This is a genomic window from Xenorhabdus hominickii (assembly GCF_002632725.1).
Lineage (GTDB): Bacteria > Pseudomonadota > Gammaproteobacteria > Enterobacterales > Enterobacteriaceae > Xenorhabdus > Xenorhabdus hominickii.
This window is the reverse complement of record NZ_NJAI01000006.1, coordinates 390,766-407,544: the sequence shown is the minus strand read 5'-3', so window position 1 is coordinate 407,544 and position 16,779 is coordinate 390,766. Positions and strand designations below refer to the sequence as shown.

12 protein-coding genes are annotated in these 16,779 nt (G+C 39.5%); 5 read left to right on the top strand and 7 right to left on the bottom strand.

The features are described 5' to 3' along the window. Positions 1 to 95: 95 nt before the first annotated feature. From Xhom_RS49365 to Xhom_RS49340, 6 genes are all read right to left on the bottom strand, one after another. Entirely contained in the window at positions 96 to 962 is an 867-nt protein-coding gene (locus Xhom_RS49365; RefSeq protein ID WP_232326282.1) for a 2OG-Fe(II)-dependent halogenase WelO5 family protein, read from the bottom strand. Between the two features lie 150 nt (positions 963 to 1,112). After that, the gene (locus Xhom_RS49360; RefSeq protein WP_232326281.1) at positions 1,113 to 1,739 is read right to left on the bottom strand and encodes a fatty acid desaturase family protein; all 627 of its coding nucleotides are present in this window, start codon (positions 1,737 to 1,739) and stop codon (positions 1,113 to 1,115) included. A gap of 442 nt (positions 1,740 to 2,181) precedes the next feature. Beyond that, positions 2,182 to 3,273 carry an amidinotransferase gene (locus Xhom_RS49355; protein ID WP_069315716.1) on the bottom strand — a complete coding sequence of 364 codons (1,092 nt, stop codon included), beginning with the start codon at positions 3,271 to 3,273 and terminating at the stop codon, positions 2,182 to 2,184. 239 nt (positions 3,274 to 3,512) lie between these two features. Further along, complete coding sequence (locus tag Xhom_RS49350; RefSeq protein ID WP_069315715.1) at positions 3,513 to 4,379, bottom strand: DMT family transporter; 867 nt, start codon at positions 4,377 to 4,379, stop codon at positions 3,513 to 3,515. Between the two features lie 192 nt (positions 4,380 to 4,571). Then, positions 4,572 to 5,495, bottom strand: a complete 924-nt coding sequence (locus tag Xhom_RS49345) for a tyrosine-type recombinase/integrase (protein WP_232326355.1) — start codon at positions 5,493 to 5,495, stop codon at positions 4,572 to 4,574. 549 nt (positions 5,496 to 6,044) lie between these two features. Continuing rightward, positions 6,045 to 6,182, bottom strand: coding sequence for a hypothetical protein (locus Xhom_RS49340; protein WP_157104603.1), 138 nt, complete (start codon positions 6,180 to 6,182; stop codon positions 6,045 to 6,047). A 570-nt stretch (positions 6,183 to 6,752) separates the two neighbouring features. On the opposite strand from Xhom_RS49340, the gene Xhom_RS49335 reads away from it, so the two are divergent. Next, a complete protein-coding gene (locus Xhom_RS49335; protein WP_069315713.1) occupies positions 6,753 to 8,483 on the top strand; it encodes an acyl-CoA dehydrogenase family protein in 1,731 nt (576 codons plus the stop codon). Between the two features lie 141 nt (positions 8,484 to 8,624). Here the strand turns inward: Xhom_RS49335 and Xhom_RS49330 are convergent, their stop codons facing one another. Continuing rightward, entirely contained in the window at positions 8,625 to 9,596 is a 972-nt protein-coding gene (locus Xhom_RS49330; RefSeq protein WP_069315712.1) for a helix-turn-helix transcriptional regulator, read from the bottom strand. 294 nt (positions 9,597 to 9,890) lie between these two features. Between Xhom_RS49330 and Xhom_RS49325 the strand changes: the two genes are divergently transcribed. From Xhom_RS49325 to Xhom_RS49310, 4 genes are read left to right on the top strand one after another with little or no spacing between them, the layout of a single operon-like run. Beyond that, positions 9,891 to 11,897, top strand: coding sequence for a TonB-dependent receptor (locus Xhom_RS49325; protein WP_084023025.1), 2,007 nt, complete (start codon positions 9,891 to 9,893; stop codon positions 11,895 to 11,897). Continuing rightward, entirely contained in the window at positions 11,894 to 13,159 is a 1,266-nt protein-coding gene (locus Xhom_RS49320) for an MFS transporter (protein WP_069315710.1), read from the top strand. The genes Xhom_RS49325 and Xhom_RS49320 overlap by 4 nt, the downstream gene beginning before the upstream one ends. Continuing rightward, positions 13,152 to 14,966 carry an ABC transporter ATP-binding protein gene (locus Xhom_RS49315; protein ID WP_069315709.1) on the top strand — a complete coding sequence of 605 codons (1,815 nt, stop codon included), beginning with the start codon at positions 13,152 to 13,154 and terminating at the stop codon, positions 14,964 to 14,966. The genes Xhom_RS49320 and Xhom_RS49315 overlap by 8 nt, the downstream gene beginning before the upstream one ends. Then, positions 14,851 to 16,746 (top strand): ABC transporter ATP-binding protein, encoded by a 1,896-nt coding sequence (locus Xhom_RS49310; RefSeq protein WP_232326280.1) that lies wholly within the window; start codon positions 14,851 to 14,853, stop codon positions 16,744 to 16,746. Before Xhom_RS49315 ends, Xhom_RS49310 begins: the two co-directional genes overlap by 116 nt. The last annotated feature ends 33 nt before the right edge of the window (positions 16,747 to 16,779 follow it).

The window sequence follows — 16,779 nt, the reverse complement described above, 5'->3', positions numbered from 1 at the left end:
TGAACAATTATCGCCAGAAAATGATTGCCCGAAATCAAAATCATGCTTATTTCGGGCAATTTTATAATATACGCTAAATAATATTGTTCCAAAATCTATGTCCACCAAATAAGGTCACCATCTTTGTGGATACCCATAAAGCACGTAATAAGCAACCGTTTTTCCTGCAACTGGTTGGCATTTCCCGTTAAAACAGCATGTACCAAATTGCCATTGAGCAGGATTAAATCCCCTGGAGTTATATCGATAACCATACTTTCATGTTCTTCGAGTAACTCTGCTGGATAAGGAAAACCACTATGTGTTAGCCCAAAAGCTGAACGAGAAGCAACATCTGGATCTATATTCCATACTTTTAATTGTCCACCACCTTGTGGAACTTCTGCGTAAAAATTCACAGCCATCACACGCTGGACACATTGAATTTCAAAACCACTTTGTAATGGGTCGCTAAGTTGAGCTAAATCATCATGAGGTAAGAGAAGAAATTCTCCGGAATTATTCCAGTAAACCGCTTTAGCATTACCAGCAGGAATTCCTTGATATGTAGCTGGCCGAATATGCAATAAGTTCTCTGACCGTGACTCATTTAGTTGATCCACAAACCGCTCCAGAGGATTAATTGCTCCTTGAAATAATTCATCAATTGCAGAGTGAAAATACTCAGCTTCTTTTAGATACTCAAAAGTCGTTTTCTCTATGTGAGAAGCACCAAGAAAATACCCCTCTACCCCATCTATTCCTTCACCATAGCGAGGTTTTCTGGCTGAAGATCGCCAAAAGTTATCAATGATTTTCTTTCGTTGTTCCCATGATAAAAAGTTACGGATTCGACATGCAGCTAGATGACCATTTAAAAGAGCATCAACTGTATCTATTGCTATATGACCTTCAGTCTCATGTATAACAAATTCTGATGCTGTCAGTTTTATTCCTGTTAGTGATAATTTTTTAGGCATCATGGCTATTCCTTTATTTTTTTAAGTAATATGTTATTTATCTTCACCTATTTACGAGGATTACCGTGTCTTTGTTTCTTGCTTTTTATGCAGCAAGCTTCTTTTTCTGTGTAAAAAACCTAAAATTGCTGGCACTGGGCTGATAATTCTTTCCTACTCTTTAAATTTGTCAATGTATCTTTCACGTAATTTAGGTAGAAGGCTCCAATGCGTACCACCTGAAATATGATGTTCCTGATGATATCCATCATTAAAAGTCAATAAATTATATAGTTTCCCATAATGACTGACTGAATTGGTGAATTTACTTTCCGGATTAGCCCCATGATGCTCATAATAATTTTGTAAATTCACTAAAATAAAAGCGAATAAGAGTGAAGGTAAATAACAAAGTAATGTCCATTGCCAAGATATACTGAATAAAATTACTAGACCAATAAACATTGTAATCCTATCCAAACGCAATTGAGCAAATTCTTTCTTTTTATTGATTTCATTTTTTGAAACCAATTTTTCAAAATGATGGTCACGCCCACTAAATGGTTTTGCCCATAAAAATAACGCCCATAATATGTGTGGAATTATACTGTACAAGGTGCTGAAACCTCCAAGAACAGCATAATTCCACAATGTGTTGTGTTCACCGCCTTTACCACCTAAAAAAGTTGATGACCTATCGTTGATAGGATTTCCATTATCATTATGATATTTATGGTGATTCCTGACATGAGTAAAGTTATAAGCTTGAAGGGATTGTCCTATGTTGATGGAGTTCAACATGGAAACGAAACTATTCATAGTTGGTGATATAAACCACGGGGTATGAGTAAAAAATGTGAAATAACGATAATATTATAAGTTGTCATGAATGACAGAATGGTAACATTAACTGACCAAGCTGAAATAGATAAATTACTCCAAGATAATGCCAGTGTTATACTGACAATAATATTTAATAAGCTTAGTATAAACATGATGGAATCTTTAGTTGAATATCTCCAGATTTTCATATTTACCTCACTGCTAATATTTCCGGTAGAGAATATCTCTGTGCTCTTCATCTTTCTAATTACCGCTTTTTTTTCCGCGCTGCAATTTGAAACCTATTGAGTATCAAACTCAATAATTCTATAAAATAAATGAATGATCTCATCACAAAATAAAATTACCTGAATTTTTCAGATACTCACTACCGATGATTTTAAAATTTATTGATGAATAATTAGAAATAAGACTGTAAACTACCACAACGTCTCACATCTAATGTTGCACAATGAAAAGATCCACCAAAGCTATTGAAATTTCTGAAATTACATGGAATAGGCGTAAATCCCCAACGTTTCATTGCTGCTATCATGGGTTCATCTTGTTTTTCAACAATTACCCTATTTTCATCCAACATCAGGATATTCATATTGATCCATTTACTGGTCATATATAAAGGGTGATTGTCCGGAATAATCGGTGCTGGCGCATGTAATACATCCCACCCTTTAAATAAATCAGGAATTTTTGATACTTTTTTAGGATTAATTAGCAGTTTTCCAGGTGAAATAGGAACAAACGTCGCATCAATGTGCATGGGGTTTGGATCATCAAATTCAAATACATGTATTCGATATTCATCACCAATATGTCGTTTTAACCATTCAATCCCAAAATCATTTGTTACATGACTTTTTTGAGCAATAATATCTCGGCCACAACGATAAAAATCAGCCGCATCAAAAGTGGGTTCGAATTCTGTAACAGCAAGAGCGACTTTCTGCTGTTCATTACTCTCTTTTCCCCAATTAAAATTATATTGTTCATCAGTCAGTTGAGGTTTCGGTGCAGCATTCCATTTAGCACCTGCTCTGAAATATTCTTTCAATAAAGACTTATAAGCGGCTGTTTCAAAATAACGAGATCGCCATGCCAATGGACATTCAATAATGTTATCACCAATAACCAAAAGTACATCTCTAGGCATGGCACAATATAATCCTGTACTTGTCCATCCTGGGGCCCCAAATACTAGTGATTGATCTTGTGCGTCAGGACGACGGACTTTAACTCCTTCACTTTCAAGAATATGAACAAATTCTTCCAATTCTCGAGAAGCTGCCTCAATACGTTCTTTGGGAAAAGTACGGCCTGCATTTCGTTGAAAATTGACAATTTGTTGTTCTGGCAGGACAGGCTCTAATGCCATGTGCCATGAAGGAAATCTGGCACCATCAACAATACCAACAATCACTTCTTCAAGCGGGTCCCATTCAGTAAATGCATTGACAGGTGATTTAAATAATTTCGAATGAGGTAAATTTTTCATATTATCTCCTTTCGTTATTTATGTCCTTATATTATAAAGAATGAATTTAGTTAAGGATCTAATGGGATAGGTTCTACCGTTGTATAATAAAAAATCCGATTATGGCCTCCTGTTTAGGTTAATCGGATTTTAAAATTTAGCAACTATAGTTATTTTTAATGGCATTATTATTTTAAATACAACACATAATATAAAAATAAATTATAATAATTATAATTATTTGAATTAACTTAATATTATTAACGGTTTTTTGTTCCTTTCTCACGAAAAATCAGAACTAAACCTAGTATTATTGCAACCATTCCAATCATACTTAAAATAGATAATGCATTACCTAAAAATAAATAATCCATTATTGCTGTTACAGCCGGAACAAGATAAAACAAACTGGTAACATTAACAAGATTGCCTGTTCTGATAAGACGATAAAGTAATAATTGAGCAACTACTGAGATGACTAAACCAAGCCACAGTACGGGAATAATAAAACCGATAACAGGTTCAATATGAAATGGTTTGAAAGGAACAAATAACAAACATACCAGTAAACTTACGCCATATTGTAAAGGTAGAACATCGGAGGGAGGTTGTTGGATCTGTTTCTGAAAGATAGCACCAATACTCATACAAGCCAGTGCAGCTAAAGAAAAAAAAGTTCCTGCAAAAGAAAATTGAGTCATGACTAACCCTTGAAACACAACGAGTATCAGACCAGTCAAAGATAATAGTAAGCCCATCAAACGACGAAACGAGAAATGTCGTTCCATCACCCAAAGTGTAATAATGGGTTGAATTCCCATTACTGTTGCCAAAATGCCGGGAGTAATTCCATTCTCCAATGCAAGAAAATAAAAAATAGAATACCCAGCAATGATCAATAAGCCAACACCCGCAACTTTCTTGGTCGTTCCTTGCATGGGAAAATAACGCTTTCTAAATAAGCAGAGAAGTAATAAGAATAGAAAAGCAATGGCAAAACGTACAGTTAAAATCGCGAAGGAAGAACTATGATCCAGTCCCCATCGAGAAAAGACAGCTCCACTACTCCATAATAAAACGAAAAGAGAAGTTGAACCGTAAGTATTCCAAAGTGTTTTTGAGGTCATAACAAGCACACCTGTAATTTTAACTACATGAAAAATATCAAATTGAACAACGCCAACAAGAATCTTATGTACAAAATAGTACCATGCCTCTGCTGGATAATCATACAGAGGCAAATAGCGTTTTTCGAAATAACGTTTACTATTTTAAAAAAAGAATGTGAAGTGTGGTTGAAAAATAGGAATTAGTCTTCATCAAAAATCCAGATTTCTAGCGGCATTTCGTAAGCGTTCATCTCCACGCCTATCATATTTTTGAGTTGTAGTGATACTTGAATGCCCCATTGCGTCTTTGACGGTCACTATATCTTCACCATTATCCAACATGACAGATGCAAATGTTCTGCGTAGATCATGAGGGGCAAATTTTTCCAATCCACTCTCTATTCTGCGTATCTCAAGAATATGGTAAATCGCTTGATCTGACAGACGATTATCAGTTACATCATCATGGCGACGAATTCGGGTAAAAAGTGGCCCGGGATGATCACCGCGTACTTCATCTACCCAACGGTTTAAACGTTCCCATGTACCTTCCGGCATATAGGATAAACGTTCTTTATTACCTTTCCCCATAACTCTCAGTGCTTGTTCGCGACGAATAATATTTTTCATATCTAAAGAAACAATTTCTGATCGACGCAGCCCACATCCTACAAGCACACCAATAATGGCTGCATCACGCAATCCTTTTGTACTGATATCATTTTCACAGGTAAAGAACAGGTTTTTGATTTCATAACGTTCAAGTGCCCTTCCTTTTGGCAATCTATTTCCTCGGACAGAACGCACTTGTTTTATATGTTGAAAATTGTCGGTATCGAGCTGTTTCATTGACCATGCTTCTAACGCAACCCCCTTCAAAGCAGAAAGATAAGTATTGATCGTTGCAGGGGCTTTACCCGAATCTGAAAGCATTTCCATAATGGCTTGAACATGATGACGACGCAATGCGCTCCAAGTACAGTCCTGCACATTTTGATATCCAAGCATTTTTGCCACGATATTTAAAAATGATTTCATAGTCTGACGACTGCGTTTGGAACCGAGACTGACAAGATAAGCAATCGCAGGATTGTCATAGATCTGTTTTCCCGGAATGGATAAAGACGTCACCATCCTCTGATCTTGTTGAGAGCCAGTCAGTACAATAAGTGATTTTTTATCATCATCATCATTTTCGTGGTTATTTTTATTCTGGTGGTTCAAAGTTACCTCCTGACATCAATGTCTTCAATTCGCCAAAACCACATCCCAAAAAATAAGGGATAAACGGAATCAACATTTCCATCTACTATCCCCTGAATGCCTATTTTTAGTACAGTTCTACAGCGTCTTAATGGTTACGCGCTGTAAAAATTGGGGAACTTTACTCACACCATTTTATTTAAAAAAAGCTACTTTTTCAAATGTATATTTTAATAAGTAGAATGTTTTTGACTGGAGCAACTTAGTTAAGATATTGTTTTAATTAATTATTTTTAATTGACGAATATGTATCCACGGCAGTCTGCAAAGAATGCTATTTTTCCTGACAACCCAATATTCACAGTATGACCACTATCTCCCGTGATTTTCCCAAACATGACACAACGACATCTCAACAAAATCCTTGCTCGATAATAAGTTTTTCATTCATTCGCAGGTGACCATATTTCATCCAGCGGATTACCCAGCTACCACTAAGTCATAAGGATAAAAATTAATTTCGCCCTGCACTTTGATGAGCTGTGCGCTCTCCCCCATAGAAATAAATAAAGTTTTCAGCATGGAAGTAAACGTGTCCTCACCATCAATTATCAACATACATTTACCTGCAAAATGAACTAGTCGATACATACGCTCAGTGGGAGTTGTTAATCAAAATTGTGAAACATTAATGTTAACGACTCAATACCTCACGAACCTTTGAATGCTCCCAAAACTGTAACTTTTCTATTATTCAGTCAGTAGCGCTTCTTTTACTATGTTGATGAATATTCAGCCATACAACGGGGTCCACCCGGAAATTAATGCCTAATAAATAGAAGTCTCTATTTTCAAAAAACGGTGATAGAGACTCAGGAAATGTAGAGTCCGTATTTGGAAATAGTTGAACGCAGCTTGTTGCCGGGAAAGTACAGACAGGGACACCATAATCGATAGCAGTGTATCCTCGCTCATTAACCTGCCTTAATTTTTATTCTCAATATAAAATATAGTTGCACTGATATACGAAAAATTTTGTTATTAATAAAAAGTCTTTTACATGGAATTAATTAGCGTTCATGAAACTCTAAAGATAACTTATCATCAATGCTCTTAACACTGTTCTATGTCAAAAACAAAATTGAACCGTACATATATTTTATTATTAATAAATAAGGCATTAATAAGATGAAATTATTATGTGACTCAGCATTAAAATTAAAACACTATTTGAGTATAGGTACTTCCAATCTGCCGGATAATATTGTCAATATACTTAAAGTGACCTGTAATGATTACCAATCGTCAGTAAAAAAATTCACGGAGTTACTTAATTATATTCATAATAATAATATTAATGTGACATCATTTAATGATCTTGTTACGCTTCATGAGCTAGTGGCTCCGCATGATGGCGCAGTCGTTTCTATGATGTCAATTCATTTTAATCTAGCCATAGGGACGATTGCCAATTTAGGCGATCAAACTCCATATATAGAAAATTTATACCAAGAGCTTTGTTCAGGTCGTGCTATTGGCGTATATTTGGCGACAGAATTAGCTTACGGTAATAATCTGATAGCAATAGAAACACAGGCTAGTTATTTACCAGAAAAAGGTGTATTCATCCTTAACTCTCCCAATTCTGGTGCATATAAATTTATGCCTAATACCATACCATGTGAGTTACCTAAAATAGCTGTGATTTTAGCTCAGCTCAATGTATCAGGGAAAAAATATGGTATTTTTCCATTTGTCGTCCCTCTGTCAGTAAATGGTCAATTAATTACTGGTGTTAAAATTACTTCGCTTGGTGATAAGCCGGGATTTTATCTTGATAACGCAATAACTTCATTTGATAATATTGAAATTCCTTTTGAAGGGCTCCTTGCTGGCAATATGATAACATTGACCAAAAATGGTCAGGTATCATTACATACTAAAAAATTAAAAGAACGGTTTTCATTAGTTACAAACCGCATACATACTGGGAAATTATGTATGGCTGTTAGTTCGATTACAGCGGCCAAATCGGCTCTCCATATCACCAGTACATATGGTCATCATCGACAAACTTTCGGCTACTCTGGTGCTATGCCAGTGATAAATTATTTTCATTTTAGCCAAGGCCTTGCCTGGGATACCCTGAGTACAGTCACACATGCGTTGTATTTAAGAGAGTTAACGAAAAAAGTTTCAGTAATGCTATCAGGATCAGTTAAAAATTTTAACTTTCCAGATGAGCTACTTATTGAAATTATTACTGCAAAATCCTTATGCACATGGCGTACACAAGAAATATTACTTAATTGCCGAGAGCGTTGTGGCGCTCATGGGTTATTTATGAACAACAAAATCCCCCATTATTTAATAGCTAATTTTGGTGCAATTACCGCCGAAGGTGATAATATCGTACTTTCCCTGAAAGCTGGAGAGATTATTTTTATTAATGGAGTAACCATCCGTAAAGAAAATGTTCAGCATGATTTGTTTTTTATTTTAAATGATTACATGAATTCTATATTAAATAAATTAAATAAACTGATAATCAATGGAGAAAAAATAAATTTTGATTTCATCAATAAGCATGACACCGATTTTATTGAATTAAGTCAAACATATGCTGTTTTATCTTTAGTGACAACAATCATAGACACATATCACATGGATGATATTGATATGATCATCGAAGGTTATCTCCTTGATTGGGTTCACCGCAACATGAGCAAACTGTTACAAAATGAAGTTATTGATTTGCAGAGATCTAAAAAAACAGATGAAAGACGAACAGAATATATACGTGAGTACGCAGAAAAAATTAATGATTATATTTCCAGTTTTGAAGTGGATAAATTTGGAATTGAAACACCAATATCAAGTAATGACTATATATCATGGTATGCAAGAAGCCATAATTAACCATTAAAAAATTAATCATTTGTTATACAAGAAAAATAACGATATCGTTATTTTGTAGCCAGGTCGATTAGGTAAAAATATTTATATTCATATGTAATACCGCCCGCTGTTAAGCGGGCGGTAGAGCACGATTTGCTGACTTTACATAACAATATGCTCGGTCAATAATGTATGGTTAACGGCATATTTTGCTTGCCATGCTTTAGGGTTGATCAAATAGTGTTGCCGGAAACGTTTAGAAAAATGGCTTGGGCTGGAATACCCCACTGCGGCTGAAACCTCAATGACACTCATCCCTTTCTTCAATAAATCTTCCGCTGTAGTCATACGAACGTTTTCCAAATATTGATGAAATGTACGAAAAACAACTGCACGGAATCCCTCTTTTAATTTCCGTTCATTCAGACCAACTGCTCTTGATAATGATTTTATTGTCCAAGGGTAATGATAGTCGCTGTTAATTATCTTTATTGCATTGTAAACCGCACGACGCTGCAAGCCGTTAATCGCATTATACTGGCAGTCATAAATTTGAGCAGTCACACAAGCAAGTATTTCCAACGCTTTTGCCTTTAAATAAACCTTTCTGACACTACCATTTAATTGACATTCTTCTATTTGATTGACTATCTGCATAAATGGTGGATAGATAGGACGAGCCATCATCAAGACATCGCTATAACTCGCATTTTTTTCAAAACCAGTTGTTAGTTTGGTAAAAGATGGCAACTCCTGAGCTTCAATTTCGTTCAGAGAAAAACGGATATCAAGAATATGCCATGCTCCACAGCCAAAGAAATTTATGCCACGCGTCATCTTAGGCGAATAGAAAAAAATCATTGTTCCTGGATTAATATCTAAATCATCACCATTCTCAATCGCCATTTTCCCTTTCCCGCTTAGAACAAAAGCAATTGATACTGTTGGCGGCCCTTCACAATATTCAGTGAAATCTTTATTTAGCTCAAGACGAATCCGGTTTATGTGAATTCCGTCAGATAGTTCCTCTGTTAACAACGAGGGAGTTATGTCATTTTCCTCCACCTGTGAATGTATATAACTGCAATGGCCAGCAGTGAAAACTCCCAATTTCTCGCTATAGATCGTCTTCATGAGATCCCCTGTAAAATTAGCATCAGATTCCATTTCAAATGCTATTTACATAAAAAAAACAGCATGTTGTGTGTGTTAAGAGCATTATGCTTTTATTTTATATATATACATAATGTAAATATCACGCAATTTATCATTAATGATAATCATTATCAATAGTACGCATTGCGCTACTTTTGTCCCTATCCCGTTAGCCCCGATTTTCTACTATCGTTAGTCTCCCAGAGATGTTTTTTGTTTTACCACACTTGTTTTTTGTAAAACATAATTTGACAAGGCATAACGAGTATTCATATGAAAAGAAAATATGCTAAGGCATCTGTCTTATGTTGCCTGGTTTCACCTATGGCTTGGGCAGAACATGCACCTGAAGCTAAAGAAGATGTTTTGATCGTGACGGCTAACAAACGAGAAGAAGCATTAAATAAAATTGATGGCAGCGTTTTGGTTAAAACTGGCGAAGAACTTGAGCAGGCGGGCATCACCCAAGTGCAGGATCTTGAACGTGCTTTCCCCGGTTTACAAATCCGCTCTCGTGGCAATCGAACCTATTCGGCAACCACAATTCGTGGCATCAGTTCACCTGATTACTATTCACCTTCCATTCGAATTTATGTTGATGGCGTTCCTCAGGACCACCAATTTCTAACACAAGAATTAATCAATGTAGAACGTGTAGAATTATTACGAGGCCCTCAAGGCACCTTATATGGTGGAAACGCCCAAGCGGGTGTTATCAATATTGTTACCCGTTCGCCCAAAGAAGGTCCTTGGCTTAACTTATCTGGTAATTATTCCAGATTGAAACAAGGCGGTTCCTTCAGTGGATCAACACCTCTTATTGAGGGTGTTCTTTATGGCAGTACTAGCCTACGCTGGGTAAAAGAACCCGGCCAAATTGATGCCCCAAATCGGGGTGATAAAAATATTGATTCCAGCAAAACCTGGTTGGGTAAAGGACAACTGACATTTGCACCAGATGATTCCCCTTTCAGCGCTGAACTTAGCTTTGCTCATGAAGATCTTAATTCTCACGAAGAACTTTATTTAACTGACGAACAATTCCGGCGGAAAAAGTTTGATGGTGCTACCCCTGATTTAAAACGACGAGTCAATAGTTATGCACTGAAAGCTGAATATGATTTCGGTGACAATGCATTGACCAGTGTCACTTCTTATCAGGATCGCGATATCTTCCGTAATTTCGTCGGGGGTAAATGGAAAGAGAAACACGACGCCACAACCCAAGAGTTGCGTTTAAATTCCAACTATTCAAATGGAATAACCAGTATTCTCGGCGGTTGGTTCTCAGATGAAAATAGTAAACATCTGGTTGGTGCTTATCCTGGTTACTACAGTGATTCCCTTAACACGATTAAAACAAAATCACTGGCGCTGTTTGGTGAAGTTAAATTACCGGTTGCTTCCCAATGGGATCTGACCCTTGGCGGACGTTTGTCGCATGAAAAATCGCAGATAGCCTATACAGGCCGTTCTGGCACGATGGCGGTTGATGCGTTTAATAATCAAGTTTCCAATAACGAGTTTACACCTAAAGCGGCTTTGGGCTGGCAATTCACGCCTGATACCCGTTTCTATGTTTCTGCAACTAGAGGTTATAAACCCGGCGGGTTCAACAATATTGTTTCCTCTGCCAATGATAAAAAATCTTACGATACCGAAACCTCAGATAATTATGAATTCGGTTGGCATACATCTTTCTTTAACAATGCCATGACGTTAAACAGCGCAGTTTATTATATCCGTTCAAGAGATAAGCAGATCTATGTTGGGCCTATTGCCATGCAATCCATTCGCAATGCCGGAAAAGCAGAAAGTAAAGGGATTGAACTGAGTAGCCAGATCAAACCAATGCAAGGACTCAGATTTTCTCTTGGCGGCAGTGTAGGTAAATCAAACTTCACTCATGCAACCGATACCATAAATGGCGTAAGTTACAATGGCAAACGTCTGCCATATGCGCCAGATATCATGCTTAATACAAGTGTCGACTATCTGATTAATCAGACAATCTTGCCAGGCAACCTTTATGTAAATGCGGGCGCCCGCCACTATTCAAAAAGCTACTTTAATGAAGCGAATACCCTTGAACAAGGAGCATATACTCTTTATGACGCCTCATTAAGTTTAGAAATGGCTCATGGTGTTAACGTCAAACTTTATGGCGAAAATCTGGGCAACAAAAAGTACCGAGTCTCTAGTTTCCAGCAAGGCCCCAGTACGCTCAGTATGATAAGTAAGGGCTTGAATGTTGGGCTGGACGTGAGCGTTGCACTATGACGCAAACGCACAATATTTCAAATTCCCGTCACGTCTCGTTACTGCTTCTGACTTTGGCTGGTGTTTACACCATCCAAAGTACCATTGGCATGTTAACGTTACAAAGCATGCCCGCATTTTTGCGCAGCCACGGTGTAACACCAGATAAGATAGGGTTACTTTATCTGTTGATGTTACCCTGGGCATGCAAGTTCCTTTGGGCGCCGATTGTAGAGCGCTATCGTAAAACAGGTTCGGGGGATACTCACCCTCGCCGCCTCATGCTCTGTGGCAATCTGCTAATTACCCTGCTTTTCTGTGCTATGTCATTGGCAAACCCCGCTGAACATATGCCGCTGATTATTACGGCTTTGTTTCTGATAACACTTTGCCTGACCGTCGTAGATACCACCACAGATGGTCATGCTATTGACCGGTTATCACCACAACATCGTCCCTGGAGCAATGTCATGCAGGTCGGGGGCGGTTATCTGGGGGCCATTATCGGCAGCGGCCTGTTTTTATATCTGACTTCACTGTATGGCTGGCACATTGGTGCAGGTGTATTAACCATTGTGATTTTCTTGATGTCACTGCCTATTTTGTTCATCCGAAAAACTCAGGAGAAGCAAGAACCGGATGTTTCAAAGGCTATGATTTCAAAAGATATGGCAAAGCCCTCTCTGAAGAGTGCATTACGCCGTGCTCCGGTTAAACAAGCACTGGTTTTAATACTGTTATGTATGGTAGGTACGCGCCTGTCACTCGGAATGCTCTCCCCATTTTTAATCGATCGCGGAGTAGATCTAACTCAGCTTGGCATTATCGCAGCCAGTGGTGGTGCATTGGCCGGATTATTTGGTGTCCTGTCTGGCGGCATCATTGTACGCAAGCTAGGAGCTATTCAAACATTATTGGGCCTTATGCTGCTTGAATGTGTGGTCTTAGCGGGGATTTTCTGGCTTGCCCAACAATCAGAAACTTCTCTCTCCCTACTTTCAGCCATATACATTTTCATCACGTTAATCACCGCGGCTAAATTTGTTGCTTTGTATACCCAGATGATGTCTCTGGCAGCAGGTACACAGTCTGGTGTGGATTTTGCATTGATGCAATCCGCAGATATGAGTATAGCGATCATCTGTTCAATGCTGGGCGGGCTAATTGTGACCAAAGCAAGTTACGCTTCCCTTTTCGCTCTTGCATCACTCTTCACCCTCACTGGCCTGTTCTGGATATTACGCAAGCGCCGAGATTTCCAAAAGGAAAGCACCTATGCTTAGTTATGACTCTTCTGCGCAGAACTCGCCAGAGCAACGCGCTGCTGATGCCGGTGTCATTAAGACATTATGGGGTATGATGCGCCCATACCGCACGCTGAGTTACATTGCAATTTTGCTTGCCATCGTTTCTGCTGGTCTACAAATACTACCGGCAGCGGTTGCTGGGTTAATTACCCAATCTATCTATGACGGACAATATGACACGTTATTGAGTTACGGTGTCACGTTATTGGGTTTTACCTTTGCTGCTATGTTGACTTTCAGTGGCTCAACATTTGTTTCTCATTTGATTGCCGCCGATGTTCAGGCTGATGTTCGTCGTAACATCAGCAGTAAGTTGAAGTCTGTTCCCCTAGGCTTCTTCATGCAGACTGACAGCACCGAAATCAAGAAGATGATGTTAGATGACGTCGAACAGCTTGAAGATGGTATTGCCCATATCATTCCAGAGATGTCCGCAACCTTGTTTGGCCCGCTGATCGCATTGAGTGTTATGTTGGTCATCGATTGGCGGTTAGCATTAGCGGCATTCGCCCCAACTTTGGGCGCTTGTTTATTATTCATCTATATTCAGATAAAAGTTCAAACCACAACTCAGCACTTTTACGCAGCCCAAAATCGTATTGCTTCGACCATGGGTGAAGTTATCAATGCTATCCCTGTGGTAAAAACCTATTCAGGCGGCAATATTGCGCTACAGCGAGCTGAAGAAGCATTCACTGCCCTGACACGTATTATCGATGTCTGGGTTGAGAAAGTGCAGGTAAAATCCAGCCGTTTTTTTGTATTATCGAGCGCTAACTTATTATTTGTACTTCCATTGGCAGTCTGGTTATTTAACCGACAAGAAATCTCTGTATTTGAATTCACCTTCTTTATTCTGGCCGCTATGGCATTCGGCAATATTGCTTCATCCATGTTCGCGGTGATGACACGTTTGCAACAGCAAGAAGCATTAATCACACGTTATCACTGGTTAATGAATCAACCTGAATTAACACCATGTACTCAGAGTCCAACGACTAATGCTCAATCCCCTATCGATCATAGCGTTACCTTGCATAATGTCAGCTTCTCCTATCAAAATGGGCAGGATAATGCATTAAATAACATCTCGTTTTCCGTACCTGCCGGAAGTTCACTGGCCCTGGTAGGAGCCAGTGGTTCGGGTAAATCGACTGTAGCCAGTTTGATTGCTCGTCTTTGGGACCCGAAACAAGGCAAAATTACCGTTGGTGGTATTGATATCCGTAATATGGATGAACCCACCCTGCGTAATAACATTTCTTTTGTTTTTCAGCGTGTATTTCTGTTCAACGATACGATAGCCAATAATATCCGACTGGCCCGCCCTGATGCATCCCAAGCCGAGGTTGAAGCGGCAGCCACCGCAGCACAGGCACACCAATTTATTCAACAGCTACCACAAGGTTACGATACTGTGCTTAACAACGGTATCAGCTTGTCTGTGGGAGAAAAACAGCGTATCGCCGTTGCCTCCGCTATCCTGAAAAATGCGCCAATTCTTGTCTTGGATGAAGCCACAGCTTATGCCGATCCTGAATGTGAAAAAGAGATGCAACAAGCACTCAATGCACTATGTCACACCAAAACAGTGATTGTTATTGCCCATCGCCTGCCGACTATCCGTCATCTTGATCAAATACTGGTCTTAGATAAAGGACAAATTATTGAGCAAGGTACCCATGATGAATTGGTTTCACAGCAAGGCGCATATGCCAAACAGTGGGCCGCTTGGCGGGGAGAAACTACCGGAACAGGAGAAAATTATCATGGGGCTATTTAATCGTCTCCAGCAACATTTGCCCCCGAAACTGCAACGGGTTTGGTTCTGTGGGTTGTTATATAAGCAGCTTGATATCATTGCGATTATTGCTCAACTTGCCATCGCAGCTTGGGCTATCACCCATCTGGAGGATACTCATCTGAAAGAGAGTGGCAATAATATGCTGCCGTTTATCACTCTGACGTTATTGATTCTGTTACTGGTGCTGCGGTTCGCTTTTATGTCTCGCGCACTGCGTAAACTCACCATTGCTGCTTATGGATTGGGTATAGAAATCCGTCGTTCTTTGCTACAGCGGCTTGTCAGTATGTCTGTCGCAACAATCCGGGGGCTAAGTGCCGGAAAAATAGCACTGACATTATCCGAAGATGTGCAATGGCAGGAAAATCAATCCGCCTATACCACACCACAAATTACCTGTCAGATTACGATGCTGGCGCTCATTTATCTGGCTTTATTCTGGTTTGATTGGATTGTTGCTGGCAGTGCCCTATTGGTATTGATGGTTGGTCTAATCATTCTGGGCGCAATCCGTCAAAAGCTAAATGAAATATTGCGTCGACGGGCAGCGATGATGGCTGACGTGTCTGAATCGATCGTAGAGTATGCACAAGGCATGGCCTTTATCCGCGCAGCAGCGGCGACCACAACGGTAGAGCAGCGTTTTGACCAAGAAATTGAGCAATTACGTGTTGCATTCCGCCGTGGAGTATTTAAAAGCATACCGCTACTGAGTCTGTTCTACATTGTCATTGATACCAGTGTGGTGGTTGGTATTCTAGCCGGAGCACTACGTTTCCATTCTCCGGAAGCACTCACACTTTCCGAAATGCTCATCACGATTTTGCTGCTGTTTGCCACGATTACCCCTTTACGCGGGATCATTCCCCTGATCAATGTGACCGCATTGACACAAGTGGGCGAAATGCATATTGCAGAGATAGAAGCGGTTGAAACGCAAGTTTCCGGGCCATTAGCAGCACCAGCCAAATACGATATTGAAGTTAACAATGTTTCATTTAGCTACCCAGGCACTAGCCAACCAGCTATCCAAAACGTTTCATTTTATGCGCCACAAGGCAGTATGACCGCCATTGTGGGGCCAAGTGGCAGCGGTAAATCCACGCTGGCCTATTTATTGCTCTCTTTTTATCAACTGGGTAAAGGTGAAATCCGGCTGGGTGGTGCTCCTATCCATCATTATCAGACCCAAGCCCTGTATGACACCGTCACAATGGTGTTCCAGGAAACAGCACTCTTTCAGGATACTGTCGCGAATAATCTCCGTTTGGGCAATCCGAATGCAACTCAGTTGGAATTGGAACAAGCCGCCCACCTTGCCAATATTCACGATACGATTATGGCCTTGCCACAAGGGTACGACACCCTTTTAGGTGTGGATGGCGGTACATTGTCCGGTGGTGAACGCCAGCGTCTTGCCATTGCTCGCGCTATTCTAAAACAGTCTCCTGTTTTATTCCTGGACGAAGCAACCGCTTCACTGGATCCGGAAAATGAGCGATTGATACAAGAAGCGTTTGATTCTCTTACCCAGAATAAAACCGTTTTCGTTATCGCTCATCGGTTAAGCACAATAACCCGCGCTGATCAAATATTGGTAATGGATCATGGAACCCTGTGTGATAGCGGTACCCATGACGAATTACTGAATCGCTGCCCGCTTTATCAATCTCTCTGGAAAAATCACCTTGGTTCAGAAGAGCATTGGCACTTACATCCGAAACATTTACCCGGAAACATTCACCCGAACAAGGTGTGATCCACTCATTTTTAACTTATTACGTGACTGCCA

What these genes read in the sequence shown, in the direction of transcription:
- Xhom_RS49355 (WP_069315716.1), bottom strand. Translation starts at nt 3,273, where the DNA reads ATGAAAAATTTACCTCATTCGAAATTATTTAAATCACCTGTCAATGCA.
- Xhom_RS49315 (WP_069315709.1), top strand. Translation starts at nt 13,152, where the DNA reads ATGCTTAGTTATGACTCTTCTGCGCAGAACTCGCCAGAGCAACGCGCT.
- Xhom_RS49320 (WP_069315710.1), top strand. Translation starts at nt 11,894, where the DNA reads ATGACGCAAACGCACAATATTTCAAATTCCCGTCACGTCTCGTTACTG.
- Xhom_RS49350 (WP_069315715.1), bottom strand. Translation starts at nt 4,379, where the DNA reads ATGACCTCAAAAACACTTTGGAATACTTACGGTTCAACTTCTCTTTTC.
- Xhom_RS49330 (WP_069315712.1), bottom strand. Translation starts at nt 9,596, where the DNA reads ATGAAGACGATCTATAGCGAGAAATTGGGAGTTTTCACTGCTGGCCAT.
- Xhom_RS49345 (WP_232326355.1), bottom strand. Translation starts at nt 5,495, where the DNA reads ATGGTGACGTCTTTATCCATTCCGGGAAAACAGATCTATGACAATCCT.
- Xhom_RS49340 (WP_157104603.1), bottom strand. Translation starts at nt 6,182, where the DNA reads ATGTTGATAATTGATGGTGAGGACACGTTTACTTCCATGCTGAAAACT.
- Xhom_RS49335 (WP_069315713.1), top strand. Translation starts at nt 6,753, where the DNA reads ATGAAATTATTATGTGACTCAGCATTAAAATTAAAACACTATTTGAGT.
- Xhom_RS49365 (WP_232326282.1), bottom strand. Translation starts at nt 962, where the DNA reads ATGATGCCTAAAAAATTATCACTAACAGGAATAAAACTGACAGCATCA.
- Xhom_RS49325 (WP_084023025.1), top strand. Translation starts at nt 9,891, where the DNA reads ATGAAAAGAAAATATGCTAAGGCATCTGTCTTATGTTGCCTGGTTTCA.
- Xhom_RS49360 (WP_232326281.1), bottom strand. Translation starts at nt 1,739, where the DNA reads ATGTTGAACTCCATCAACATAGGACAATCCCTTCAAGCTTATAACTTT.